The organism is Pseudochrobactrum albidum, from assembly GCF_051851455.1.
In the GTDB taxonomy this organism is placed as follows: Bacteria; Pseudomonadota; Alphaproteobacteria; order Rhizobiales; family Rhizobiaceae; genus Pseudochrobactrum.
Genome location: NZ_JBPVTR010000019.1, coordinates 123,587 through 148,928, shown reverse-complemented (window position 1 = coordinate 148,928; position 25,342 = coordinate 123,587). Strand labels below are relative to the sequence as shown.

The window sequence follows — 25,342 nt, the reverse complement described above, 5'->3', positions numbered from 1 at the left end:
ACAAAAAGGCCGGTGAAATACCACCGGCCTTTTTAATTTTTGCAAAACAGGCAAGCCTAGCTCGCCAGATCAGCCATAAAACCGGCAGCCACAGCCAGACGGGAAACACTCAGATCCCCGCCCTCTGTCAGTGCAATCATGCGCTGACGCACAGTTTCGATACGCTCAGCATCGCGTGCAAGCCAGCTCTGCACCGGATCAGCCTCACCTTTAAATTTACCCAGTGCTTCCAGTGTTACCGCGCGGGTTGCCTGCGTGATCGTATCTGTTGCCCGCGATAGCGCCAGACCATCATAATAATCTGTTACCGGCACAGCCAGAGCTGCCTTTTCAATATTGGCAATGCGGAAAGTATCGACAATTTTGAAATAAGCGGTAGCAGCAGTCAGCAATTGAGCGCCAGCCTGATAAGCAATCAATGCAATATCTGCCATTAACCGGGCGGATTGCAGGCGGGCAAGCTTGCGTGCAAGTGCCTCACCCGCCCCCTTGGCAAGATATTTTGCCGTGTCTGCCGCAATAAGATCGGCAATAAAATCTGGCATCAGCTCTTCAAGCTTCGGCTCCAGTGCCATGCGCGTTTGCTTCACGGCATTGACCATTTCGCTCAAAGTAGCGTCAAAGCGGTTATTGCGCAGCACCCATGCCGTGGTAGAAAACAGCATATCGCCAATCAGCGCATAAAATTCATTTTGCACCTTACCCGGAATTTTATTATCAAGCGCATTGATTGCCTGATAAAGCGCATCCGTTTCAAAACCATCAGCCACGGCCACATAAGCCCGCAGAATTTCCGCCGGCGCTGCGGCTGTCAGATCATTGAGACGGCTGACAAATGCCGGCCCGCAGCGATTTACCGCATCATTGGCAAGCAATGTGGCAATGATTTCACGGTGCAGGCGGTGATGTGTGATATCTCTGGCAAAACGCTCCTGCATTTCCTGCGGGAAATAGCCGAATAAACGGGAATGCAGATAAGTATCATCAGGCAGGTTACCGGCAATAAGATCATCCGACAATGCCATTTTTGCATAGGCCAGAAGAACAGCCAGTTCAGGGCGGGTCAAGGCTTCGCCACGCTGCTGCCGGTCTGCCAGCACCTGATCATCCGGCAGAAATTCCACCTTGCGATCGAGCAATTTGCGCCGCTCCAGACCAGACATCATCCGCATCAGATAAGGCAGTTCAGACGCACCGCGCCTTTCAACCAGCGACAAGGCCAGTGACTGCTCATAATTATTATGCAACACCAGCGCCGCCACCTCATCGGTCATTTGAGCGAGCAGCACATCACGCGTTTCACGGTTTAAACGGCCATCCTGAAGCCCGGGCGTCATGGCAATCTTGATATTCACCTCAACGTCAGAGGAGTTGACGCCGGCCGAATTATCAATCGCATCCGTGTTACAGCGGCCGCCATGCAGGCTATATTCAATACGCCCGCGCTGGGTCACGCCCAGATTTGCTCCCTCGCCGATGACCTTGGCACGCACTTCCCGGCCGGTAATGCGAATGGCATCATTGGCGCGGTCACCAGCCTGCGCATCACTTTCATCACTTGCGCGAATATAGGTGCCGATACCGCCAAACCATAACAGATCAACCGGAGCGCGCAAAATGGCGCTGATCACCTCATTTGGTGTTGCGGTCAATTTGCCAAGGCCGATTGCCCCGGCCGCAGCCTCCGACAGGGTAATAACCTTTTGCGAGCGGCTGAATACACCGCCGCCTGCCGAAATTTTTGAACGGTCATAATCCTGCCAGCTGGAGCGCGGCACATTGAACAGACGCTGGCGCTCGGCAAAACCCTGCTCTGTGTCCGGCATCGGATCAATAAAAATATCACGGTGATCAAATGCGGCAACCAGACGAATTTTTGGTGACAACAACATGCCATTGCCAAAAACATCGCCGGACATATCGCCCACACCAGCCACAGTAAATGGCGTGGTCTGGATATCAATATCCATCTCACGGAAATGACGTTTTACCGCCTCCCATGCGCCGCGCGCGGTAATGCCCATTTTCTTATGGTCATAACCGGCAGAACCACCAGAGGCAAAAGCATCATCCAGCCAGAAATTATGCGCCTGACTGATCGCATTTGCCGTATCAGAGAAAGTTGCCGTCCCCTTATCCGCAGCAACCACAAAATAAGGATCATCCCTGTCGCGGCGGATCACATCAACCGGCGGCACAATCTTAGCGTCAATAATATTATCCGTGATTGAAACCATGGTTGAGATAAAGGTGATATAGGCTGCACGTCCTGCTTCAAACACCGCATTGCGGTCGCCGCCGGACGGCAGACGCTTTGGATAAAAGCCGCCCTTGGCACCGCCCGGCACAATCACCGCATTTTTAACCTGCTGCGCTTTGACAAGCCCCAGCACTTCTGTGCGATAATCCTGAGCGCGGTCAGACCAGCGCAAACCGCCGCGCGCCACAGCGCCAAAACGCAGGTGAACGCCCTCCACTTCCGGCCCGTAGACAAAAATCTCACGATAGGGGCGCGGTTCCGGCAAGCCATCTATGGCACGTGGATCAAGCTTCACCGCCAGTGTCACCGGCACCTGCCCCTCGCTGTCATGTATATAGGCATTGGTGCGCAAAGTAGCCTCAATGAGATTACGGTAACGGCGCAGGATCTGATCATCATCAATGTTCGGCACATCCTGCAAGGCCGCTTCAATAGCCGCAATAACTGCCTGCTCTTTGGCTCCGGTCTCCTCCTGTTGTGCCGCTGCGGGGTTAAAGCGCAGGTCAAACAATGTATAAAGACGGGCAGCAATATCCGGATAGCGGTTAAGCGCCGCTGCAATAAAACTTTGGGAATAGGTAATGCCGGCCTGCTGCAGATAGCGGCCATACATGCGCAGGATCATAATCTGACGGGCATTAAGACGGCCGCTCTGGGCAAGGCCGTTATAACCGTCATTATCTGCCTGCCCGCTCCACACAGTGCGGAATACATCATCCAGCAAATCACCGCCATCGCTGAGATCAACCGGCTTGCCCGATGCGCTGACAATCAGCATATCATGAACATGAACCATATTTTTGCCGTTTGTGGCCGTCTGCGCCGTTCCGCGCACCGGAAGCGTAAAAGTCTGCTCACTGATAACCCTGAAACCCATATTCTCAAGCAACGGCACACGCTGCGACAAGGCCAGCGCCTCGCCAAAATGATAAAGCTTCAAAAATGCAGCCTGGGGCTCTTGCGTTTCATAGCGGTAAAAGTCAACAAAAAGCGGATTTTCCGGCCCCAGAGCCTCAATACGCACCGCATCAATCAAGGCTTCCGCTTCACTGAAAGTCTCGCGATAGGATTCAGGAAAACCGGCCGCAAGGCTGATCACACGTGGTGCAAACGTCTGTGCGCTTTCCTCCGCCGCATCCCGCACACCGTCTTCCCATGTGCGCACAAAAGTGCGGATCTGTTTTTCCAGCGCCTCGCGCGCCATTTCATTCACGCTGCCGTCATGGCGGCGGATAATGAACTGAACCCGCGTGACCCCCTTATCAAGAAAGACCGGATGAAATTCAACCGATTCCCCGTGATAGACTTCCATAAGATAATTGCTGATCGCTTCACGCACACCTGAATCATAGCGGTCGCGCGGTAGATAAACCAGCACGCTGACAAAACGGCTGAAACGATCAACACGCGGCAACACACGCACACGCGGACGCTCATCCAGCGCCACAATCAGCTCGGCATGATTGGTCAGGGCATCCACATCAATCTGGAACATATCATCACGCGGATAATCTTCCAGCACCCGCACCAGCGCCTTGCCGGAATGGTCTGCGGTATTAAATCCCAGACGGGCAATCACTGCCTCCGCCTTGCCGCGCAAATAAGGTATAGTGCTTAAGAAAGATGTATAGGCAGCAGAGGTAAACAGGCCGACAAGGCGCAATTCACCGGAAACCTGCCCTTGCGCATCAAATAATTTGATACCGATATAATCAATATATTCACGACGGTGAACAAGCGAGCGGCTATTGCCTTTCGTAATAAGAAGATGTTCTGAGCCTTTCAGGAACCCGTGCAACTCCTGCGTAATGGAAGCATTATCCTGCCCCTGACGCAAAACACGGATATCCTCATCACGCAAAATACCAAGCGAAGGCCGCGCCGCCTGCACAAGAACTGCCTTGGCAGCGTCATAGCCAAATTCACGCATACCGAGAAATGTGAAATTGTCATCGCGCAGCCATTTTAAAAGCGCAATCGCTTCGCGCCCTTCTTGCCTATCCGCAATATTTGCGGCTATCTGATAAGAGGCAATCACCTCATCAAGCCGCGCAAGCATTGGTTTCCAATCGCTCACAGCAGCATAGACCTGTGCCAGAACCTGCTCCAATGCCGCCTCTAATGCAGCGCAGGCTGCTTCATCAAGCTGCGGCAAATGCAGCTGAATTACGCTGACCTGCTCGGTTCCCGCAATAGTTTGATCAGATACCGCCTCGCCGTAAATTTCATAATTATCACTGTGAAAAGCAATATTAAGAACCGGATGCACCACCATATAAATCATGCCGGAGCGTTCAAGAATTTCCGCCATGGTGGAATCGAGCAAAAACGGCATATTGCGATTGATCAGCGTCACCACTGTCAGCGGGCGGCCGCGACGGCGCAAAATACTGTTATTATCAACGCTGATAACAGGCTTGTCAGCCTGATAAGAGCCAAGAACCGCCAGTGCCAGCCTGGCTGCTTCTTCCATATCACCGGCATCATAAGCTGCAATATCTTCTGCCGGCGCCCATTCAAACATCACTTTGGCAAATTGAGCGGCTGCCTTATCAGAAATATTCCGGCTATCGACAACAAATCTGTTCTGGGCACTCTGGTCTGTTTCGGCACTCACGGTAAAACTCCTCATCACACAGACCGCACTGCCTGAATGTCTTCGGCCTGCTCCATCCCACAAATAACAAGCAAATTATAACAAAAGAACCGTTTTTTTTTCGATTTTACGCATTGACAAGCAAATGTGAAAAAACATCACACTAAAACGCCCGCCAAACTACCCTCTCAAGCCGGCAAAGCTGGTACAGCTCACAATTCCACAAGATGATCTTCCAGCTCATTACGGTCGCCGGCCTCTTTGGGCACATGCTGCGCCAACAGGGTGCCGGCTCTGGCAATCGCCTCAACAAAACCATCCGCCACGGTGCCGCTTGCCGCATGGGCGGTTAATATTGCAACAATGGTGTTCCACTCCTGCTGTTCAACCCGCCCATTAATACCCGCATCCGCTACCACTTCCGCATAACGCTCTGCCAATGAAACAAACAGCAAAATACCGGTGCGCTTATTGGTAAGATGCACATTGCGTGCAATAAATTGCTGCAAGGCATTAAGATGAGCCCGCCTATAGCGCACCCGATGCGGCACCAGCACCATGCGCAAGGGCGGCACAAAAGCCAAAAGCGCAATCAGACAAACAAAGGCCGCCAGAATAGCCAGTGCAAATTTTGGCAAGGACAGATCAAACCAATAATAATGCGCCACAAATGCGGCAATCACGGCCGTCACGATCATGCCGCAACAGGCAATAAAACCTGATACATAAAAATAATCATCACTGCGCTGTGCCAGCACCGCATAAATCTCGCCACCGGTTTGCGCTTCCGCCGCGCGAATGGTTCCTGCAATACGCTTTCGGTCTTCCGGTGTAATCCGGTTTTGTGGATGTCTTGTCATCTTTTCCCCTACCAGCTGCCTGATGCACCGCCACCGCCCGATGAGCCGCCGCCACCGGAAAAACCACCCCCCGATGAACCTCCGCCAAAGCCGCCGCCAAAGCCTCCCCTGCCTGAAGAACCACCCCCGCCAAGGCTGATGACCACCCCCAGCCACTCATAACGACCAGGGCCGATTTTACGGCCAAATACCGGTGCCAGAAGCGTAAAACCAAAGCCGCCAAAGAAAATACTGAGCCAGAATAACAGGAATATAACTTCCACCCAGTCTGTCTGATCTTCTGCCTGTTTTTGATTGCGTTTTGCACGTGCCTGCAGTTCCGCCCCCTCACCGCGCAAAACCTGCAAAATATCATCTGTTCCCTTGATAATACCCGCCCCATAATCCCCGTTGCGGAATTCCGGTATAATCGCATTCTGGATGATTATTGCCGACAAGGCATCCGTTACAGTGCCTTCCAGACCATAGCCAACCTCAATACGCACCTTGCGCTCATTGGGGGCAACCAATAGCAAAAGTCCGTTATTTTCGGTTTTCTGGCCGATCCCCCAAGCCCGGAAAAGCCGGTTGGCATAGGTCTCGATATCCATACCATTGAGGCTTGGTACAGTTGCCACCACAATCTGATCCGAAGATTCTTTTTCATAGGCGCTTAATTTGGCAATCAGTTCCTGTTTCTGGCCTGAAGAGAGAATGCCTGCCGCATCCACCACACGATCTGTCAGCGCCAGAGCGGGCTTATCCCCATTCTGTGCACAGGCCGCAAAAGCCCATGCCAGCACGATCAGCGCCAGAGCCGCTTTTAAAAATAACCGGAAAACAAAGTGTTCCGTAATTACACCCATGCCAGCCTTACGGACAAAAATCATACCGTATTCCTAAACTGCTCAAACAGGCGCCGGTTTTTAACACAACCTTGCCTGATACAAAGCGGGCAGGATAACCCTGCCCGCTTCATCAGTTAAACTGCACTTTTGGCGCGGCCTGCGAGGCCGGATCAATCGTGAAAGTCGGCATTGGTTCATTATTCCAGAACCACAACATCTTCCACAGCATGGTTGGCATGGTCTTCAGGCCGGTATTATAAACCCGCACCGCCTCAATATAATCGCGGCGTGCCACTGCAATGCGGTTTTCAGTACCTTCCAGCTGTGATTGCAGCGCAAGGAAATTCTGATTGGCTTTAAGATCAGGATATTTTTCAACCACCACCATCAGCCGTGATAAGGCACTGCTCAGATTGGCCTGATTTTCCTGAAACTGTTTGAACATTTCAGGATTATTCAGCATTTCCGGTGAAATCTGCGTCTGAGTGGCTTTTGCACGCGCCTCAATCACCGCTGTCAGCGTCTCCTGTTCATGGGAGGCATAACCTTTAACAGTCTCCACCAGATTGGGGATCAGATCGGTACGGCGCTGATATTGATTAAGCACCTCGCTCCAGGCTGCTTTGGCTTTTTCCTCATTGGTCGGAATTGTATTAAAGCCGCAGGCTGCCAGCAGCGGCATAAGCAGCAGCAAAACTGCCGTGTATAACGGACGCATTCTCAGCGAAACAGCCGTCACAGGAAAGGCAAGACCGGTCATAAAGTGCTCCTTATCTTTTTTAAAACGCTGGAATGTTCTGAATTTTTGTTTGTAAGCATTACCCTGACACAAAACCACTTCGCATTTTTACGTGTGAAAATGCCCTATCAATATAGGCCAAATATGCAGATGAGAATACACAGTTCATAAACAGGTAAAACAGAAATACAACACCGCCGGTTACAAAGCTGAAACAAAGCCTTATATAGGGCAAAAAAATACCGTGATGTATAAAACACCACGGTATTTCAACCGATCAGAAAAACTGAAATTATTCTGCAGCCGGTGCTTCTTCAGCAGCAGCGGCAGCTTCAGCAGCCTTTGCAGCGGCTTCTTCTTCAGCCTGCTTGGCCATGGCCAGACGTTCCTGAGCTTTTTTGCCCGGTGTGCCCTTTGTCGGGTTATTGCGTGCATCACGCTTTGCAAGGCCTGCCTGATCAAGGAAGCGCAAAACGCGGTCGGTTGGCTTTGCGCCATGACCGAGCCAATACTGAATACGCTCTGCATTCAGGGTAACACGGTCTTCTTCTTTGGTCAGGGTTGCATTCCAGGCGCCGAGCTTTTCAATAAAACGGCCATCGCGTGGTGCACGCACGTCAGCCACAACAATGTGGTAATAAGGGCGTTTTTTGGAACCGGCACGTGCCAGACGGATTTTCAGGGACATAGTATTTTCCTTAAGGTTTATGTCGTGTTACTGATTTAGCAACAATTTCTGAGATACGACCGCCAAAACAACCACAATGGTTTTAAAGGCAACCGCAATGGTTTTGCACTGCAAAACGGATTGATTATCCGCTATGGTTTGCAGCGGTATGCTCATGATGCCGGATCACTTCCTTAACAATAAAGTTGAGGAATTTTTCAGCAAAATCAGGGTCAAGGCTGGCTTCCTGCGCCAGATTGCGCAACCGCTCCACTTGTCGTTTTTCCCGCGCGGGATCGGCCGCGGCCATGCCGCGTTCAGCTTTCAGGACACCAACAGCCTTGGTGCAGCGAAAGCGTTCCGCCAGCATATGAATCAACGCCGCATCAATATTGTCGATAGATGCACGCAAGGCGGCAAGCTCGGCAGGAATTGTCTGTTGTTCGCTCATCATGCTCACTTCTTCTTTGGCAATCCGGGAAGCCCGCCGCCAAGCCCGGGCAATTTCGGCCCGCCAAGCCCCGGAAGCCCGCCACCCAAGCCCGGAAGCCCGCCGCCTTTGCCAAAACCGGCGGCCTCTGCCTGTTTTTGCAGGGCTTCAAGCTGTTTGGGATCCATTTTTGACAGATCAGGCATAGCGCCCCCAAGGCCGCCCCCGAGACCACCAAGCCCCATTTTTCCGGCAAGGCCGCCCATCATCTGTTTTATCATGCCGCCTTTGCCCTTACCCATGACTTTCATCATATCGGCCATCTGGCGATGCATTTTCAAAAGCTTGTTAATATCGGCAGCACTGGTGCCGGACCCCTTGGCAATGCGCTGTTTGCGGCTATGCTTGAGCAAATCCGGATTGGCGCGCTCTGCCTTGGTCATGGAGCTGATAATGGCAAGCTGACGGTCAAATAATTTATCATCCAGACCTGCCGCTGCTGCCTTGTCCTTCATTCCGGCCATGCCCGGCATCATCCCCATAATGCTGCCCATACCGCCCAGTTTCTTCATCTGCTTGAGCTGGTCTGCCAGATCATTGAGATCAAATTTTCCGGCCTGCATTTTCTTGGCCATTGCGGCTGCTTTTTCAGCATCAATGGTTTCTGCCGCTTTTTCCACCAGCGAAACAATATCGCCCATGCCAAGAATACGGTCAGCAATACGCTTCGGATAAAACTCCTCCAGCGCATCCATTTTTTCGCCGGTGGCAATCAGCTTGATCGGCTTGCCCGTTACCGCACGCATGGAAAGCGCCGCGCCGCCGCGCCCGTCACCATCCATACGGGTCAGAACAATGCCGGTAATGCCAACACGCTCATCAAAATTGCGTGCCAGATTAACAGCATCCTGACCGGTCAGACTATCGGCAACCAGCAAAATCTCATGGGGATCGGCAGCCTTGCGGATATCTGCCATTTCCACCATCAATGGTTCATCAATATGTGTGCGCCCTGCAGTATCAAGAATAACCACATCATGGCCGCCAAGTTTGCCGGCCTGCACGGCACGTTTGGCAATCTCCACCGGCGACTGGCCGGCAATAACCGGCAATGTATCAATATTGATCTGTGTTCCTAACTGGCGCAATTGTTCCTGCGCAGCCGGACGGCGTGTATCAAGCGACGCCATCAGAACTTTTTTCTTCTGACGCTCTGTCAAACGCCTGGCCAGTTTACCCGTTGTGGTGGTTTTACCCGACCCCTGCAAACCAACCATCATAATTACAACCGGCGCCGGTGCATTAAGATCAACCGAGACACCTTCAGTGCCCAGCATCTCCACCAGTTCATCATGGACGATCTTGACGACCATCTGCCCCGGCTTGATGCTTTTTAAAATCTCCGCACCAACCGCTTTTTCACGCACACGGTCAGTAAAGGAACGAACCACTTCCAGCGACACATCCGCTTCAATCAGCGCACGGCGCACTTCACGTAACGCAGCCGCAACATCAGCCTCAGAGAGAGCGCCGCGTCCCGTCAAACCGTTCAGAATGGAGCCAAGACGCTCCTGAAGTGATTCAAACATTCAAGTTTCCCAATCTCTGTCCAGATCCGCACAGGCGCGGCTGAATGCAGGTTCATTCCGAAAATCCTATATGGCAGCGGTTATAAGCCAGTGCTTTATCTCCGGCGCTGCACGCAAAGCAAAACAACACCCGAGGGCGCAATGCGCTGTCGGATGCTGACCTCCGGGATCTCTTTATACCATACGGGTCCCGGTCGGCTTGCCTGAGAACATATACTCATAGCGGAATTATCGCGCGTTTTTACATGAACTGCGCTTTAAGAGTCAAGCTTTGCGCCTGCAAAAAGCCTGCAAAGCCCGAGAATTGTGCAATCTATAAAATTGTGACTTAAAAACCGCAGCCACAATAATAGTACCCCTATTATCAATAATGCCTCACTCAAACCACATTATCCCGGCATCGCCCCCGATAAATTATGAACAATTTCCGACAAATCCGGGCATTCCGTAAAGCACTGTTAACCATATAAACCTATAAAACGGCTGAGCAAAGGTTCTAAAGAGGCAGCTTCATGCAGTCAAAAATGATGACATCATCCTCCCCGCAACGGGCATTCAATATTCTTGCCACTCTGGCCGGCGCCACAATAAGTGTGCTGGCTTTTTCCGGCATTGTGCAGGCTGCACAATGCGGCAATACCAGTGCGGGCTTTCCTGCATGGGTGCAAAACTTCAAACAGGAGGCGGCTGCGCACGGCATCAGCGGGCGGGCACTTGCAGCGCTGGATAATGTTAAATATGCAACCGCTACAATCAATGCCGACCGCAACCAGAAAAGCTTCAAGCTTTCCCTGAATGATTTTATGAAAAAGCGCGGCTCAACCACAATTATCAACCGCGGCAAGACACTGAAAAAACAAAATGCGGCTTTATTTGCCAAGATTGAACAGCGCTATGGCGTGCCTGCAGGCCCGCTATTGGCAATCTGGGGCATGGAAACCGGCTTTGGCAATTATATGGGCAAACAGCACACGCTTTCAGCCGTGGCCACACTGGCCTATGACTGCCGCCGCTCTGCATTTTTCACCAATGAGCTTTATGCCGCCCTGCAATTGATTCAGCGCGGCGATCTCAATCCCAATGCCGTTGGCGCAATGCATGGCGAGATCGGCCAGACCCAGTTCCTGCCTTCCAGTGTTATTAAATATGGTGCCGATGGCGATGGTAACGGCCATATTGATATGGTCGGCTCACGCGCTGATGCATTAGCCTCTACCGCCAATTTCCTTAAAGCGCATGGCTGGCGCGCCGGTGCCGGCTATCAGCAGGGGCAGCCCAATTATGCGGCCATTCAGGGCTGGAATGCAGCTTCCGTCTACCAACAGGCCATTGCCATTATGGGCAAAGCGATTGACGGCAATTAATCCCGGCCTTACAGAACAAAAAACCGGCATTTTAGCCGGTTTTTTATTATATAGCGGAAGCTCCGTCAGCAGGCCTGTCGCCTGCTGCATTATGTACAGGCAAATCCTCCAGCTCCGGACGGATAAAATCACCGGTTTGGGGATCCATAACCCATAATTCACCCGTTGAAATATCAAACCAGGCACCGTGGAGGCTGAGGCGCCCCTTCTTTTCAAGAATTTCCACACAAGGAAAACTGCGCAGATTATTCAACGAATAACGAATGGAAATACGCTCCAGCGCGGTCTGCCTCTCCGTCTGCGTCATCAGGCTGTTTGCAGTCACTGTTTCAGCAGCCGGTGCCAGCAGGCTCATCCATTTGCCAATAAAATCACCCGGCGACAATGGTGCGCTTTCCGTATCAAGAGCGGCCTTGATGCCGCCGCACCGGCCATGCCCCAAAACAACAATATGCTTCACCTTGAGGCTTTGTACCGCAAATTCAAGTGCAGCCGAAGCCGCATGATATTCACCATCCGGCTCATAAGGCGGCACCAGATTGGCCACATTGCGCAAAACAAAGATTTCACCGGGGCGAGTATTAAAAATAATTTCCGGTGCAGCGCGTGAATCGCAACAGGCAATAACCATTGTCTCGGGGGTTTGCCCCCGATCAGCGAGTTCTTTATACCGCAATCTTTCATTGGCAAAATCCGATGCCATAAAGCTGCGATATCCGGCGAGAAGTGTATCTGGAAGATTTACCATGATTTTCCGATAAACCCATATTCAGCCAAGATCAATCAGAGATTAACGGGCAGGCGCATATAACAAGTCCTGCCGGAACAATTTTCAAGAGCGGATCTTACCCGCATTTTTTGCAAGAAAGGGCCGGAGCGCCTGATTTTTCAGGGAAAAATTCATGCCAATCTCCCCTGTCAGCAGAACCGCAAAAAATCTATTGCAAAATAATTTTATCTACAATTTTTTATTCAACGGCAATAAAAATGGTGAAGAATAAAGCCATTCAGGCGCTCATGCCATGATTGGGATGCATAAGGCGGCGCAATTGAACCATGGCCATTGGCCGCTCCAGACTGGCTGCATCTGCCTCAAGCATCAGCTCATCCGCACCGCGTTTGGCAGCACGGGCAAGAATTTCAAACACGGCTGCCGTTGTCATTTGCAGGTTTTTCTCTTCACTTAAACCCGCCATATGATGCGCAAGAAACAAGGCTGAGGTCAGATCACCCATACCATTACCCGGGCCGTGAACAATACGGTGCTCTGCCATCAATGCCTGCGTGCGGTTGATCAATATATTACTGATACTGTCCCGCATCATCGCAAAGGCAGATGTCACCAGCATAGTTTCAGGGCCGGTGCGCAAGGCGGCCTCCATCAATTCCTGATTATCCGCCGGTTCTGTCTGCGTAAGCCAGGCCAGTTCATAACGGTTTGGCGTTGCAATATCTGCCAAAGGCAATAATTGATCGCGGATGGCAACAGCCGTGGCCTCGGCCACATAAAGACCTTTCATATCACCGATAACCGGATCACATATATATTTCAGTTGCCGATTACGTGCCTTCAGCTTGCTGATCAGCTGCGCCACAGCTTCAACTTGCGCAGCATTACTCATAAAACCGGTGAGAACTGCCGATACCTCGCCCGTCCATGGTGCTTGTGCAATATCAGCAATCAAGGCAGCAAATTGCGCTTCATCCGGAATGATGCGGGTTGCAGGCCCGTGCCCCGGATGCCAGGGCAATATAACCGTTGGCACCGCCCAGACCGGATGCCCCAGCCGCTCCAGCGCAAATACCGCTGCCCTGTTGCCGATAGAACCGCGCACAACATGGCTGGAAATAACAATTACGGCACTTGTGCCGGTCGGAGCTGAAGCAGTCATAAAAATATCCGGAAACTATATATCAGGCGGCTTTGATAAACTCTGCCAAACTCTATAATAAAGTCCGTTTTATTGATATGGCCGGATTTAAAAAAATACCAATTTCTTCAAATCCGGCTGCTGCCGGCTACTGCTTGCGTGATTTTTGCCGTCAGCATTGTTAAGAATAACAAATTCCGCACCGTCTTTGACGCCTTGCCGCATGCCTGAAGCCGCAAGGCGGCGAGGACATGCAAGCAAAAACAAGCCGTCAGCATTGTTAAGAATAACAAGTTCCGCACCGTCTTTGACGCCTTGCCGCATGCCTGAAGCCGCAAGGCGGCGAGGACATGCAAGCAAAAACAAGCCGTCAGCATTGTTAAGAATAACAAGTTCCGCACCGTCTTTCACGCCTTGCCGCATGCCCGAAGCCGCAAAGCGGCGAGGACATGCAAGCAAAAACAAGCCGTCAGCATTGTTAAGAATAACAAATTCCGCACCGTCTTTCACGCCTTGCCGCATGCCCGAAGCCGCAAAGCGGCGAGGACATGCAAGCAAAAATAAGCCGTCAGCTCATTGTAGGAATAACAAATTCCGCACCGTCTTTGACGCCTGACGGCCAGCGTGATGTAACTGTTTTGGTTTTGGTATAAAAGCGGAAGGCATCCGGACCATGCTGGTTAAGATCGCCAAAGGCAGAAGCTTTCCAGCCACCAAAAGTATAATAGGCGATCGGCACCGGAATAGGCACATTGATACCAACCATCCCAACCTGTACACGGCTGGCAAAATCGCGTGCGGTATCGCCATCACGGGTGAAGATTGCAACGCCATTGCCATATTCATGATCATTCGGCAAAGCGAGTGCTTCTTCATAATTATTGGCACGCACCACGCTGAGCACAGGACCGAAAATTTCTTCCTTATAAATGCGCATATCACGGGTTACATGGTCAAACAGGCAGCCGCCGAGATAAAAGCCGTTTTCATAACCCTGCATTTTAAAATTACGGCCATCAACAACAAGCTTTGCGCCTTCTTCAACACCCAGATCCACATAGCCGCGCACACGTTCCAGCGCCTGCCTTGTAACCAGCGGGCCATAATCAGCCGTGCCATCCGTGGAAGGGCCGACTTTGAGCGCCTCAACGCGCGGAACAAGCTTCTCCATCAACCGTTCGGCAGTATTATGGCCCACAGGAATTGCCACGGAAATGGCCATGCAGCGTTCGCCGGCAGAGCCGTAACCAGCACCGATCAATGCATCAACTGCCTGATCCATATCTGCATCCGGCATGATGATCATATGGTTCTTTGCCCCGCCAAAGCATTGAACGCGTTTGCCATTGGCGCAGCCGCGGGCATAAATATATTGCGCAATCGGCGTAGAACCGACAAAACCGATTGCCTTTACATCCGCATCATCCAGCAAGGCATCAACTGCCTGCTTGTCGCCATTGACCACGTTGAAAATGCCGGCTGGCAAACCAGCCTCCATAAACAATTCCGCAAAACGCATCGGCACACCCGGATCGCGTTCAGACGGTTTAAGAATAAAGGCATTACCGCAGGCTATGGCAGGGCCTGCCTTCCACAGCGGGATCATGGCCGGAAAATTAAACGGCGTAATACCGGCAACCACGCCCAATGGCTGACGCATGGAATAAGTATCAATGCCGGAGCCTGCAGAATCAGTAAATTCCCCCTTCATCAGATGCGGCGCGCCAAGGCAGAACTCAATCACTTCCAGACCACGCTGAATATCGCCTTTCGCATCAGGAATGGTCTTGCCATGTTCACGCGCCAGCAATTCGGCAAGGCTGTCATATTCCGCCTCAACCAGTTCAAGAAATTTACGCAAAATGCGCGCACGGCGCTGCGGATTGGTTGCCGCCCATGCTGGCTGTGCCGCTTTGGCATTTTCCACTGCTGCACGCACTTCCTGCTCTGTTGCCAGTGCAACCTGCCCCAGCACCGTGCCATCCATTGGCTGATAAAATTCGGTGCTGCGGCCGCTTGTGCCTGCCACATGCTTACCGCCGATAAAATGCCCGACCTGCCGCATTGAAGTGCCTCTCCCGTCATTTCTGCAGTTAAAATTAAGCTGACATCTATCATCACTCTGCAAAAAACAGTTTTCAATCCCTTAAAAAGAGTATCTGTTGTGCAAAAATGCATATAAGAGAATATTATGAACTGGGATGATATTCGTATTTTTCTCGCCATTGCCCGCAATGGGCAAATTCTGGGCGCGGCAAAAAAACTTGGCCTTAATCACACAACTGTTGCCCGCAGGCTCTCCGCGCTTGAGGCAAGCCTTAACACAACCCTGCTTATCCGGCGCACCAATGGTTCTGAGCTGACACAGGCCGGTGAAGAGCTGCTGCTGTCGGCCGAGCGGATGGAAGCAGAAATGCTTGCCGCCCATGCCCATCTGGCAGATGCGGATATTGCGCTCACCGGCAGCATCCGCATTGGCGCACCGGATGGCTTCGGGGTTAATTTTCTAACTCCGCGGCTGGCGCGCTTTTCTGCACTTTACCCTGATCTCACCATTCAGCTGGTGCCGGTGCCGCGCTCCTTCTCATTATCGCGCCGTGAGGTGGATATTGCCATCAGTGTTGAACGGCCTGAAACAGGGCGGCTGATAGCGCGCAAACTCACCGGCTATAATCTTGGTCTTTATGCGCACAGGCAATATCTGGCGCGCTGCGGCACACCGCAAACAGCGGAAGATCTGGGCAAACACCGGCTGATCGGCTATGTGGAGGATCTGGTGGCCACACCAACACTGGATTATGCCCGTGAGGTGAGCCGCGACTGGAAGCCTGCCTTTGAGGTTTCAAGTGCACTTGGACAGGTAGAGGCCGTTAAGGCTGGCGCGGGTATTGGCATTCTGCACGGCTTTATCGCGCGCGAGCACCGCGATCTTGTCGAGATTTTGCCCCATAAACGGATCAGGCGCTCCTATTGGCTTTCCTATCATGAATCCGCGCGTATATTGCGGCGTATCCATGTGGTGGCAGATTTTATCTCCGGCCTTGTGGAACAGGAACGCCATCTTTTCAGCTAGAATAGCCTGCCTGAAAATAATCTATATTTCCCGAGACAACAGCACAACAAGCATAGCAGTCAGCACAAGAACCGGCAGCAGGAGCGACAAAAGCGCAAATCTGCCATAGAGCAAGGCACCAAGAGCCGCGCCAAAAACCAGAGACAGCCACACATAAACATGCTGCAACCAGCGGCGGGGCGGCACCCGCCCCAACAAGCCATTGGCAAGATCATTAGCCGCGTTAAAAATCGTGCCGGTTACAAAGGTTGTGCCAAGCCGCGCGGCCCCGTGCGGTTTGAAAACAGCATTTTGCGCCCCCATGGCCGCGGCGAGAAAAATAACCGGCAATTGTGCTGCCCCATCGATCCTGTTCAGGACAAGAACGCCCGCCAAAAGACCAATCACCAGCAACATGACGCGGGCTGAAAACCAACGCACCTCGCGGGCGCTCATAAGGGAAGCAAAAAATGCACCGCCAAAAAACAGGCTGATCAGCACAAAAGGCATCAAAAATATATGGCCGCCAAAATATTGCGCGGCCTTACCCTCAGGGTCACTTAATGCCAGACCAAGCTGCGTGGTATTGCCGCTCATAAAAGAGGCAAAATATCCACCAAGTTCAATAAAAGCGAGCGCATCTACAAAGCCGGCGATTGCAGTCAAAATCAAGCCGGTCATCAGGCGGGTCGGAGGGGTCATTCCTGTCTCACTGGGCATTCAGGAGCGTGATTTACCATTATAATCCTGTGGCCGCTCCCTGATTTTTATTGCCTTGCACAAAAGGCTAAATCTGCCGGAAACCCGGCAGATAGTATTCTTGTCTGCTACAATCATCCTTGTCTGCAATCAGGCGCTTTTAACCAGCCGCAGCACAACGAGAAGAATAACAGCGCCGATAAAGGCATTAACTGTTGCGGATATAAACCCGCTTCCAACGGCAAACCCGAGCCGTGGCAACAACCAGCCGGCCAGAAATGCACCAATAACGCCAACAACAAGATTGCCGAGCAGGCCAAAACCGCCGCCGCGCACAACCTGACCGGCGAGCCAGCCTGCAATCAGCCCGACTATGAGAAAGATGAACAGACTTTCAACACCCATTTATTTCTCCGATGCAAAATTTTTGAACGCGATTTTGCTTGCGATAAATTGCTGCAACTACTCTGAAAAGGCTGCAACCGCCCTCATCACAATAATCGCCCAAAATGGGATATACCTGTTATATTTGCGATGATTAACAAGAACAGCACGAATACAACAGCATTATCGAGAATACGGCAACTGTCAAATAGCTGTATGCCGCAGGCAGTTGTTAAATTTTTTTATTCAAAGACAAAACATCGTTTCGCCAACCCGATAATTTACTGTGCAAGACGCACTCAGACCAGATGCCGGAATGCATGGATGACCTGATCATAAACAGCACGTTTAAACGGCACAATCAGCGCCGGCAAATCCTGCATTGGCTTCCAGTCCCACATATCAAATTCTGCCGCGTGACCACCCGGCGGGGGATTGATTGCTATCTCGCTTTCATCCCCTTCAAAACGATAGGCAAACCAACGCTGCGTCTGCCCGCGGTATTTACCCTGCAAGGCAATGCCAATCAAATGTTCAGGTAGATCATAATTAATCCAGTCCTGCGCCTCTGCAAGCAGGCTCACACTGCGCATACCGGTTTCTTCATAAAGCTCGCGCAATGCTGCCGCGACCGGTTCTTCGCCCGCATCAATCCCGCCCTGCGGCATCTGCCACAGCTGGGTTGCGCCCTCCATCTCGCCATTTGGCTCAATAATGCGCCGGCCGGCCCACACCTTGCCTTCATTATTCAACACCATAATCCCCACACAAGGACGATAAGGCAGCAAGGCCGGATCATGTTTTATTGCCATATTATTCTCTTCACTCTGGTCTCTTCACTGCACAGACAGTGTTATCACCCATATTACAGGTGAATAAATACTCACTTTTTTAAATACAATGATCAGCACATCCGCCCGTTGCGGGCTGAAGACTTTAGCGGATCAAACAAAAAACGCGGGAGAATTCCCGCGTTTTCTGCATAGCAGTTATTTCTGTGCAGCCTTTGGCAGGCCTTTTGAAGGATCCGGCGGAAACGCAGCATTGCTGACCTCGCCGCGCAACAATTTCAGCGCCTCATTCAGCTGAATATCATCTTTCGGCTCAAGCGGCACATAGACTGATGAACCTGAACCGGCCTCATCCTCCTCCGCTCCTTTAATATGGCCTTTCAGGCCGGCCTCGCCCTTGGTAACCACATCACGCCCCTTCAATTCATCCGGCAATGGCTGCTCCACCTTGATATCCGGCGTAATGCCCTTGCCCTGAATGGATTTGCCCGATGGCGTGTAATAAAGCGCAGTCGTCAGGCGCAGAGAGCCATTTTCTCCGAGCGGAATAATGGTCTGCACAGACCCCTTGCCAAAAGATTGTGTGCCGAGAACCGTGGCGCGGCGATGATCCTGCAAGGCGCCGGCCACAATTTCAGAGGCACTGGCAGAGCCGCCATTGATCAGCACAATCACCGGCTTGCCCTTGGTCAGATCGCCGGGGCGGGCATCAAAACGGGTTACATCCTGCGGCTCGCGCCCACGGGTGGAAACAACCTCGCCCTTATCAAGAAAGGCGTCTGATACCGCAACAGCCTGATCAAGAAGACCGCCCGGATTAAGACGCAGATCAAGCACATAGCCTTTCAGCTTATTTTCAGGAATCTGTGCCTGAATATCCTTGATGGCTTTGGTCAGATCGTCAGATGTTTTTTCAGTAAAAGAGATGACCCGCAAATAACCGACATCATTCTCGACACGATAGCGCACCGCCTTGACCTTGATTGTGGCGCGTTTCATCGTCAGCTTGATCGGCTTGTCAGCGCCCTGACGGATCAGTGTCAGCTCAATTTCTTCACCAACAGGACCGCGCATTTTATCCACCGCATCATTCAGGGACAGACCACGCACATCGACACCATTGATCTGGGTAATAAGATCTCCGGCCAGCACGCCTGCCTTTGATGCCGGCGTATCATCAATCGGCGCAATAACCTTGACCAGATCATTATCCATGGTCACTTCAATGCCAAGGCCGCCAAATTCCCCCTTTGTCTGCACACGCATATCCTGCGCGGCTTCCGGATTAAGATAGGAAGAATGCGGATCAAGCGAGGTGAGCATGCCGTTGATCGCGGTTTCAATCAACTTTTTATCTTCTGGCGGCGTCACATATTGCTGGCGTACACGCTCAAAAATATCGCCAAAAATTGCGAGCTCTTTATAAGTATCATTATTGGCAGCATTGGCGGTTGAAGCCGGAGCCCCCTGCACAACGACCATCGCCGAAGCCCCCAACAAGGCGCCTGCGAAAAGGAGCGACAGTTTACGTATCATCTTGTGTCCTTCCGGAATGCCTGCCGATCCACCAGGGGGTCGGATCGACGGATTTCCCATCTTTTCGAAACTCTATGTAAAGCATCGGCGCAGAATTGCCACTCCCCAGTGAGGCAACACTGGTCAAAAGCTTTTCTCCCATTGCGCCGACAGGCTCACCGGCAAGCACAAACTGCCCCTGAGCCACATTGATTCTGCTTAATCCCGCCATAACGATATGATATCCGCCGCCAACATCAAGTATTAACAGCTGGCCGTAAGAACGAAATTGCCCAGCATAAAGCACAACGCCATCAGAAGGTGACGTAATCGTGGCATTTTGCGGAGTTTGTAACATTTCTCCCGCCATAGGGCGGCCAAACTCATCCTTCTGCCCGAACTTCTTGGTAATTTTGCCGCTGGCAGGCAAAAACAATTTCCCGCGCAATGTTGCAAAATCTGCCTTGGCAGACAGGAAATTATCATGGGGCTGCGCCGCGCGCTCCTGCCCCTGCGCCAATTGGCGCTCCTGTTCGGCGCGCGCCGCATCAGCCGCTGTGCGCACCTTGTCCATACGCGCCTGCAATGAGGCAATAAGATCTTTAAGGCTGGTGGCCTTTTTAGCCAGCTCTTGAGCATGGGCGCGTTCAAGGCGCAACTCTTCCTCGGATATATTGTAGAGTTTTTTCTTCTCCTCCAGCAGCAATTCCTGCTTTTGCCGCTCTTCAAGCTGCGCCGTGCGGCTTGCATTGAGCCGCTGCTGCTCATCTTTAATGGAGGCCTGCAAACGCTGCATCTCCTTCAGATCAGCCATTAATTCAAGAGTTTGCGCGCGCATTTCCGGCACCACCGCCCCTAAAAGCACCGCAGAACGCACAGAGGCCAGCGCATCATCAGGCCGCACAAGAATGGCCGGCGGCGGATTAAGCCCCATGCGCTGCAAGGCTGCCAGCACTTCAGCCAGCACTGCACGGCGTGCACGCAACGATAAGCGGATTCCATCCTCCTGCTCGCGCAGCGCCAAAAGTTTCTCACCGGTTTTTTCAATATCATCCGAGAGTTTTTTATCCGTTTTGGCAGATTGAATCAGTGCGGCAGTAATAGTCGTCTGATCTTTTTTCAGTTCAGCAATACTTGCCTCAAGCTGTGCAAGTTTTTCCCTGGAGAGCGCAATCTCATTGTTAATCGCATCAAGGCTGCCTGAAGCTTTTTGATGTTGCTCCTCCAGTGGCAAGGCAGTTTGCTGTGCAAACACCGGAAAAGATACGGACAGCAATGTGCCGGCCGTCACAATCCATCGGGTCAAGCGGATAGATCCGCGCCCCGTCAGCCTTTGTCGTAACCAGATTTTGCCATTCTTCATCAAAAACAGGATACCGGAAATTCTCTGCGCCACTGCAACTATTCAAATATACCGGTAAATATATAACAAAGATGAAATATCACAATTCAATTGCAATCATCTGCCGCATATGCCCGCCCTAAACCCGATGATAGGGATGGCCGGAGAGAATTGTTGCCGCGCGATAAAGCTGTTCCGCTATCAAAATGCGCGCCAATTGATGCGGCCATGTCATTTTGCCCATTGCCAGCACCAGATCAGCACGGTTGCGCAATTGCGGATCATGCCCATCCGGCCCGCCAATTGCCAGAATCAACTGCCTTTTGCCACCATCACGGATTCTGCCCAGTTCTGCGGCAAAACTTTCAGAGCCAAGCTCCCTCCCCCGCTCATCCAGCAGGATAAGCGCCGCGCCATTATCCAGCGCCTCAAACAGCCGCCCAGCCTCATCAGCCTTGCGCTGTTCTGCACTGCCGCCCCGGCTCTCTGTAATCTCGCTCACACCGGTAAACTCAAACCCCAAGGCTGAACCGGCCTTGGAGAAGCGATCAAAATAGCGCTCTGCCAGTTCCCGCTCCGGACCGGCTTTCATTTTTCCAACCGCATAGACTGCAACACGCATAATCAACCCTCTGCCTGCCAATCATGGCAGGCTCATCCGGTAACCGGAACGCCCATCAATGGCAGATCAGTGCACCGATTTTTTACGTGCGTTCGTCTCATCTGTCTCAGGCATGAGCCAGATTTTTTCAATATTATAAAATTCGCGGGTCTCCGGATGGAAAATATGGATAATAATATCACCCGTATCAACCAGAACCCAGTCTGCTGCTTCAAGACCTTCAACCTGAACATCACGCACGCCAATTTCCTTCAGCGCACGCAGCATATGATCAGCCACAGCACCAACATGACGCTGTGAGCGGCCGGAGGCAATCACCATATAATCGCCCAAAGCGGATTTTCCGCGCAGATCAATGGAAATAATATCTTCAGCCTTGGAATCCTCAAGACTTGCGAGCAGAACCTCTAAAGCATGAGACACAGTGGCTTCGCCGCTGATCTCAGCCGGTGAAGGCGTGACAACACCCTTCTTTTCAATTGCTGTTCTCAATGAATCCCTTTCCGTAAAGAACAACGCCATACGGCAATTACACCCCGTACAACTATAAAAGTGGCAGAGTCCTGTGTCTGTTTCAAGACAGAGGCGCATGTAAATTTAACAGGAAGAATAAATTGCTGATTTTATGTCTTATTCCCGTATTTCCCGCTGGCGCAATTGTGTTGATGACAAATCAGATTGCGGCCCGCGGATAAAAACCCATGCCGGAGCAGGCTTTGTCGCCAATTGCGCAGCCTGCGTTTCCGGCACACGTGCGCTGCGAAATTGCTGCGCCATCACAGAATCCTCCGCCGCCATATTGGAGCCCGGCCGGTTGATCACCGCAATCGGCAAACTGCGCACAATGGCCTGCCACTCCTGCCAATGATGAAAGCCCGCCAAATTATCTGCCCCCATAATCCAGACCGGATAAATATCCGGACAGGATAACCGCACCAAAGCCAGCGTATCGGCCGTATAACGCACCTGATAAGAGGCTTCAAAAGCCGTAACATAAATGCGCTTATCGCTAATCAGCGCCTCACTCATGGCGATACGCTCGCGCAAGGACGCCAGTTCACGCACATCTTTCAGCGGATTTCCCGGCGTGACCATCCACCAGATCTGATCAAGCGCCAGCCGCTCCAGTGCCAATTCCGCCACCAGAACATGGCCTGCATGCGGCGGATTGAACGAACCGCCAAACAGGCCAATTTTCTGCCCCTTGCGCACAGGCGGCATTTGCAGATAATGCTGCGGCACATCCTGAAAAGCTTGCGGAATATCCGTTATCTTGCGCTTTTGCGTCATTAGCTGTGTTTATATCCGCGTTTGTCCGTTACCGCGCACATGATATTTAAAAGAGGTGAGCTGCTCCACCCCGACCGGCCCGCGCGCATGCATTTTACCAGTTGCAATACCAATCTCTGCTCCCATGCCAAATTCACCGCCATCGGCAAATTGCGTTGAGGCATTATGCAACAAAATGGCTGAATCAATTTCATTGAAAAACCGCTCAACAACAGTTGCATCTTCTGCAATCACCGCTTCTGTGTGATGTGAGGAATAACGGTTGATATGCGCCAATGCCCCGTCAATCCCCTCAACCAGCGCCACAGAAATAATGGCATCAAGATATTCCGTTGCCCAGTCTTCCGACGCGGCCTGTTCAGCCTGTTCATAAAGCGCGCAGACATCCGCATCACCGCGGATCACGCAGCCAGCCTTTGCCAACTCATCCAGCACCGGCCGTAAATGCGTTGCAGCCGCTTTGCGGTCAATCAGCAATGTTTCGGCTGCTCCGCAAATGCCGGTGCGGCGCATTTTGGCATTCAACACAATATTTTTTGCCATTTCCAGATCAGCACTGGCATCCACATAAATATGGCATAACCCTTCCAGATGCGCAAAAACCGGCACGCGGGCCTCCTCACTCACACGCGCAACAAGGCTTTTGCCACCGCGCGGTACAATCACATCAATAGCACCATTCAACCCCTTGAGCATTTCGCCAACAGCTGCACGATCTGTTACCGGCACCATCTGAATGGCGGCTTGCGGCAAGCCTGCAGCCTCCAGCCCTTCAATCAGGGCAGCGTGAATCTCCCGCGAGGAATGGGCAGAATCAGAACCGCCGCGCAAAATCACCGCATTGCCCGCTTTCAGGCACAAGGCACCGGCATCCGCCGTCACATTCGGGCGGCTTTCATAAATCACACCAATCACACCAAGCGGTGTGCGCACACGTTCAATATGCAAACCATTCGGCCGGTCCCATGCGGCAATCACCTCACCAACCGGATCTTTGAGCGCAGCAATGGCACGAATCCCCTCGGCCATGGAACGGATACGCCCCTCATCCAGTTTCAGCCGGTCAATGAAAGATGCGGCCATACCAGCCTTTTGCGCAGCATCAACATCCAGCATATTGGCATTAAGGATCAGCTCCTTGCGGCGCAGCAGGGCTTCAGCCATAGCAATAAGAGCGGCATGTTTGCGCTCTGCCGTGGCAATGGCAAGCGGGGCGGCCGCAGCGCGCGCCTTAACCCCAAGCCCTGCCATAATTTCTGCAACAGTCTGTTCCGCCTGCATTATGCGTGCTCCCCCTCAAATACATCCTCATTTTGCCTGTAAGCCCCGCGGATCACCAGGTCATTGGCATGCACCATGGAGGAGCGGGCAAAATAGCCGAGAATCTCTTCAATCTCGCTGCTCTTATGGCCGGCAATCCTCACAGCGTCTGCAGCATCATAGCCCGCAAGCCCGCGGGCAACCTCACGCCCCTGCATATTGAGAATAGCAACCGTATCACCACGCTGAAAATTGCCATGCACCTCCCGCACACCGGCAGGCAGCAAGGATTTTCCCGATTTCAGCGCTTTCAGCGCGCCATCATCAATCACCAATTGGCCTGCCGCATCAAGATGGCCGGATATCCAGATTTTCCATGCGCTAACCGGCGCATGAGAAGCCTTGAACAGGCTGAACCGTTCTCCCCGGTCAATCGCGGCCAGCGGATTGGCTCTGGTTCCGGACGTGATAATCATGGCAGTGCCTGCGGCATTGGCAATCTTGCCCGCATCCAGCTTGGTCTTCATGCCGCCACGCGATAATTCAGAAGCCGCAGCACCGGCCATAGCCTCAATCTCCGGTGTAATTGCCTCCACCACAGCCAGAAACCGGGCATTCGGATCCTTATGCGGCGGCGCCGTATAAAGTCCGTCAATATCTGACAGCAGAATAAGCAGATCCGCACCGATCATAGTGGCAACACGCGCCGCCAGACGATCATTATCACCATAACGGATTTCATTGGTTGCAACCGTGTCATTTTCATTGATAACCGGCACGGCTTTCAGTTTCAGCAGGGTTTCAATGGTTGCACGGGCATTAAGGTAACGGCGGCGTTCTTCCGTATCAGACAGGGTAAGCAAAACCTGCCCTGCCATAATATTATGCGCTCCCAGCACATCGGCATAGGCCTTAGCCAATGCAATCTGCCCTGCTGCAGCCGCTGCCTGGCTTTCCTCCAGTTTCAGCGTGCCTGCCGGCAGGCCCAGCACCGTGCGCCCCAGCGCCACGGCACCGGAAGAAACCACAAGCACTTCCACACCCTGTGCCTGCAATGCGGCAATATCCGCCCCGAGGCCTGCAAGCCATGCCTGTTTCAGGCCATGTGAACGATCCACTAAAAGAGCTGAACCGATTTTTACCACAATACGACGATAATTTTTCAGCGCCCCGATCGTCATGAT

At 52.2% G+C, this 25,342-nt stretch carries 23 protein-coding genes; 2 read left to right on the top strand and 21 right to left on the bottom strand.

Annotation, left to right across the window (positions count from 1 at the left end; translation table 11 throughout):
* Nucleotides 1–56: 56 nt before the first annotated feature.
* The 7 genes from ACSTTO_RS04315 to ffh all read right to left on the bottom strand — a co-directional run bounded on the left by ACSTTO_RS04315 (nucleotide 57) and on the right by ffh (nucleotide 9,968).
* Entirely contained in the window at nucleotides 57–4,877 is a 4,821-nt protein-coding gene (locus ACSTTO_RS04315) for an NAD-glutamate dehydrogenase (RefSeq protein WP_439271914.1), read from the bottom strand.
* A 191-nt stretch (nucleotides 4,878–5,068) separates the two neighbouring features.
* Nucleotides 5,069–5,716: a TPM domain-containing protein gene (locus ACSTTO_RS04310; RefSeq protein WP_439271913.1), complete on the bottom strand. Its 648-nt coding sequence runs from the start codon at nucleotides 5,714–5,716 to the stop codon at nucleotides 5,069–5,071.
* An 8-nt stretch (nucleotides 5,717–5,724) separates the two neighbouring features.
* Nucleotides 5,725–6,561: a TPM domain-containing protein gene (locus ACSTTO_RS04305; RefSeq protein ID WP_439271973.1), complete on the bottom strand. Its 837-nt coding sequence runs from the start codon at nucleotides 6,559–6,561 to the stop codon at nucleotides 5,725–5,727.
* A gap of 112 nt (nucleotides 6,562–6,673) precedes the next feature.
* Entirely contained in the window at nucleotides 6,674–7,261 is a 588-nt protein-coding gene (locus tag ACSTTO_RS04300; protein WP_439271972.1) for a LemA family protein, read from the bottom strand.
* 313 nt (nucleotides 7,262–7,574) lie between these two features.
* Nucleotides 7,575–7,970 carry a 30S ribosomal protein S16 gene (gene rpsP, locus ACSTTO_RS04295; protein WP_439271912.1) on the bottom strand — a complete coding sequence of 132 codons (396 nt, stop codon included), beginning with the start codon at nucleotides 7,968–7,970 and terminating at the stop codon, nucleotides 7,575–7,577.
* 124 nt (nucleotides 7,971–8,094) lie between these two features.
* A complete protein-coding gene (locus ACSTTO_RS04290) occupies nucleotides 8,095–8,403 on the bottom strand; it encodes a chorismate mutase (RefSeq protein WP_439271911.1) in 309 nt (102 codons plus the stop codon).
* Nucleotides 8,404–8,405: 2 nt separating this feature from the next.
* A complete protein-coding gene (gene ffh / locus ACSTTO_RS04285) occupies nucleotides 8,406–9,968 on the bottom strand; it encodes a signal recognition particle protein (protein ID WP_439271910.1) in 1,563 nt (520 codons plus the stop codon).
* Between the two features lie 524 nt (nucleotides 9,969–10,492).
* Here ffh and ACSTTO_RS04280 point away from each other — a divergent pair.
* Nucleotides 10,493–11,332 (top strand): lytic murein transglycosylase, encoded by an 840-nt coding sequence (locus tag ACSTTO_RS04280; RefSeq protein ID WP_439271909.1) that lies wholly within the window; start codon nucleotides 10,493–10,495, stop codon nucleotides 11,330–11,332.
* Nucleotides 11,333–11,378: 46 nt separating this feature from the next.
* On the opposite strand, the gene ACSTTO_RS04275 is transcribed toward ACSTTO_RS04280, so the two are convergent.
* The 4 genes from ACSTTO_RS04275 to ACSTTO_RS04260 form a co-directional block, all read right to left on the bottom strand.
* Nucleotides 11,379–12,080, bottom strand: coding sequence for a carbonic anhydrase (locus ACSTTO_RS04275; protein WP_439271908.1), 702 nt, complete (start codon nucleotides 12,078–12,080; stop codon nucleotides 11,379–11,381).
* Between the two features lie 259 nt (nucleotides 12,081–12,339).
* Nucleotides 12,340–13,224, bottom strand: a complete 885-nt coding sequence (gene pdxY / locus ACSTTO_RS04270; RefSeq protein ID WP_439271907.1) for a pyridoxal kinase PdxY — start codon at nucleotides 13,222–13,224, stop codon at nucleotides 12,340–12,342.
* An 87-nt stretch (nucleotides 13,225–13,311) separates the two neighbouring features.
* On the bottom strand, nucleotides 13,312–13,761 hold the full coding sequence (locus ACSTTO_RS04265; protein ID WP_439271906.1) for a hypothetical protein: 450 nt from the start codon (nucleotides 13,759–13,761) through the stop codon (nucleotides 13,312–13,314).
* A 10-nt stretch (nucleotides 13,762–13,771) separates the two neighbouring features.
* Complete coding sequence (locus tag ACSTTO_RS04260; RefSeq protein ID WP_439271905.1) at nucleotides 13,772–15,268, bottom strand: CoA-acylating methylmalonate-semialdehyde dehydrogenase; 1,497 nt, start codon at nucleotides 15,266–15,268, stop codon at nucleotides 13,772–13,774.
* A 126-nt stretch (nucleotides 15,269–15,394) separates the two neighbouring features.
* Between ACSTTO_RS04260 and ACSTTO_RS04255 the strand changes: the two genes are divergently transcribed.
* A complete protein-coding gene (locus ACSTTO_RS04255; protein WP_439271904.1) occupies nucleotides 15,395–16,276 on the top strand; it encodes a LysR family transcriptional regulator in 882 nt (293 codons plus the stop codon).
* Between the two features lie 21 nt (nucleotides 16,277–16,297).
* Here the strand turns inward: ACSTTO_RS04255 and ACSTTO_RS04250 are convergent, their stop codons facing one another.
* The 10 genes from ACSTTO_RS04250 to proB form a co-directional block, all read right to left on the bottom strand.
* Complete coding sequence (locus ACSTTO_RS04250) at nucleotides 16,298–16,957, bottom strand: YoaK family protein (protein ID WP_439271903.1); 660 nt, start codon at nucleotides 16,955–16,957, stop codon at nucleotides 16,298–16,300.
* 147 nt (nucleotides 16,958–17,104) lie between these two features.
* Nucleotides 17,105–17,359, bottom strand: a complete 255-nt coding sequence (locus ACSTTO_RS04245; protein ID WP_439271902.1) for a GlsB/YeaQ/YmgE family stress response membrane protein — start codon at nucleotides 17,357–17,359, stop codon at nucleotides 17,105–17,107.
* A gap of 278 nt (nucleotides 17,360–17,637) precedes the next feature.
* On the bottom strand, nucleotides 17,638–18,150 hold the full coding sequence (locus ACSTTO_RS04240; protein WP_439271901.1) for an RNA pyrophosphohydrolase: 513 nt from the start codon (nucleotides 18,148–18,150) through the stop codon (nucleotides 17,638–17,640).
* Nucleotides 18,151–18,327: 177 nt separating this feature from the next.
* Nucleotides 18,328–19,665, bottom strand: a complete 1,338-nt coding sequence (locus ACSTTO_RS04235; RefSeq protein ID WP_439271900.1) for a S41 family peptidase — start codon at nucleotides 19,663–19,665, stop codon at nucleotides 18,328–18,330.
* Nucleotides 19,655–21,007: a murein hydrolase activator EnvC family protein gene (locus tag ACSTTO_RS04230; protein WP_439271971.1), complete on the bottom strand. Its 1,353-nt coding sequence runs from the start codon at nucleotides 21,005–21,007 to the stop codon at nucleotides 19,655–19,657. Before ACSTTO_RS04230 ends, ACSTTO_RS04235 begins: the two co-directional genes overlap by 11 nt.
* A 118-nt stretch (nucleotides 21,008–21,125) precedes the next feature.
* Nucleotides 21,126–21,608: a 23S rRNA (pseudouridine(1915)-N(3))-methyltransferase RlmH gene (gene rlmH, locus ACSTTO_RS04225; RefSeq protein WP_439271899.1), complete on the bottom strand. Its 483-nt coding sequence runs from the start codon at nucleotides 21,606–21,608 to the stop codon at nucleotides 21,126–21,128.
* 66 nt (nucleotides 21,609–21,674) lie between these two features.
* Nucleotides 21,675–22,130 carry a ribosome silencing factor gene (rsfS, locus tag ACSTTO_RS04220; protein ID WP_439271898.1) on the bottom strand — a complete coding sequence of 152 codons (456 nt, stop codon included), beginning with the start codon at nucleotides 22,128–22,130 and terminating at the stop codon, nucleotides 21,675–21,677.
* A gap of 108 nt (nucleotides 22,131–22,238) precedes the next feature.
* Nucleotides 22,239–22,898, bottom strand: a complete 660-nt coding sequence (locus ACSTTO_RS04215) for a nicotinate-nucleotide adenylyltransferase (protein WP_439271897.1) — start codon at nucleotides 22,896–22,898, stop codon at nucleotides 22,239–22,241.
* A gap of 9 nt (nucleotides 22,899–22,907) precedes the next feature.
* Nucleotides 22,908–24,179: a glutamate-5-semialdehyde dehydrogenase gene (locus ACSTTO_RS04210; protein ID WP_439271896.1), complete on the bottom strand. Its 1,272-nt coding sequence runs from the start codon at nucleotides 24,177–24,179 to the stop codon at nucleotides 22,908–22,910.
* On the bottom strand, nucleotides 24,179–25,339 hold the full coding sequence (gene proB / locus ACSTTO_RS04205) for a glutamate 5-kinase (protein ID WP_439271895.1): 1,161 nt from the start codon (nucleotides 25,337–25,339) through the stop codon (nucleotides 24,179–24,181). The genes ACSTTO_RS04210 and proB overlap by 1 nt, the downstream gene beginning before the upstream one ends.
* Nucleotides 25,340–25,342: the final 3 nt, after the last annotated feature.

Bases quoted from the DNA above. Each gene is read 5' to 3' on its own strand.
- ACSTTO_RS04280 (WP_439271909.1), top strand. From the start codon at position 10,493: ATGATGACATCATCCTCCCCGCAACGGGCATTCAATATTCTTGCCACT.
- ACSTTO_RS04290 (WP_439271911.1), bottom strand. From the start codon at position 8,403: ATGATGAGCGAACAACAGACAATTCCTGCCGAGCTTGCCGCCTTGCGT.
- ffh (WP_439271910.1), bottom strand. From the start codon at position 9,968: ATGTTTGAATCACTTCAGGAGCGTCTTGGCTCCATTCTGAACGGTTTG.
- ACSTTO_RS04230 (WP_439271971.1), bottom strand. From the start codon at position 21,007: ATGAAGAATGGCAAAATCTGGTTACGACAAAGGCTGACGGGGCGCGGA.
- ACSTTO_RS04240 (WP_439271901.1), bottom strand. From the start codon at position 18,150: ATGGCAATAAAACATGATCCGGCCTTGCTGCCTTATCGTCCTTGTGTG.
- ACSTTO_RS04250 (WP_439271903.1), bottom strand. From the start codon at position 16,957: ATGACCCCTCCGACCCGCCTGATGACCGGCTTGATTTTGACTGCAATC.
- proB (WP_439271895.1), bottom strand. From the start codon at position 25,339: ATGACGATCGGGGCGCTGAAAAATTATCGTCGTATTGTGGTAAAAATC.
- rsfS (WP_439271898.1), bottom strand. From the start codon at position 22,130: ATGGCGTTGTTCTTTACGGAAAGGGATTCATTGAGAACAGCAATTGAA.
- ACSTTO_RS04305 (WP_439271973.1), bottom strand. From the start codon at position 6,561: ATGGGTGTAATTACGGAACACTTTGTTTTCCGGTTATTTTTAAAAGCG.
- ACSTTO_RS04275 (WP_439271908.1), bottom strand. From the start codon at position 12,080: ATGGTAAATCTTCCAGATACACTTCTCGCCGGATATCGCAGCTTTATG.
- pdxY (WP_439271907.1), bottom strand. From the start codon at position 13,224: ATGACTGCTTCAGCTCCGACCGGCACAAGTGCCGTAATTGTTATTTCC.
- ACSTTO_RS04300 (WP_439271972.1), bottom strand. From the start codon at position 7,261: ATGCGTCCGTTATACACGGCAGTTTTGCTGCTGCTTATGCCGCTGCTG.
- ACSTTO_RS04210 (WP_439271896.1), bottom strand. From the start codon at position 24,179: ATGCAGGCGGAACAGACTGTTGCAGAAATTATGGCAGGGCTTGGGGTT.
- ACSTTO_RS04255 (WP_439271904.1), top strand. From the start codon at position 15,395: ATGAACTGGGATGATATTCGTATTTTTCTCGCCATTGCCCGCAATGGG.
- rlmH (WP_439271899.1), bottom strand. From the start codon at position 21,608: ATGCGTGTTGCAGTCTATGCGGTTGGAAAAATGAAAGCCGGTCCGGAG.
- rpsP (WP_439271912.1), bottom strand. From the start codon at position 7,970: ATGTCCCTGAAAATCCGTCTGGCACGTGCCGGTTCCAAAAAACGCCCT.
- ACSTTO_RS04260 (WP_439271905.1), bottom strand. From the start codon at position 15,268: ATGCGGCAGGTCGGGCATTTTATCGGCGGTAAGCATGTGGCAGGCACA.
- ACSTTO_RS04215 (WP_439271897.1), bottom strand. From the start codon at position 22,898: ATGACGCAAAAGCGCAAGATAACGGATATTCCGCAAGCTTTTCAGGAT.
- ACSTTO_RS04245 (WP_439271902.1), bottom strand. From the start codon at position 17,359: ATGGGTGTTGAAAGTCTGTTCATCTTTCTCATAGTCGGGCTGATTGCA.
- ACSTTO_RS04235 (WP_439271900.1), bottom strand. From the start codon at position 19,665: ATGATACGTAAACTGTCGCTCCTTTTCGCAGGCGCCTTGTTGGGGGCT.
- ACSTTO_RS04310 (WP_439271913.1), bottom strand. From the start codon at position 5,716: ATGACAAGACATCCACAAAACCGGATTACACCGGAAGACCGAAAGCGT.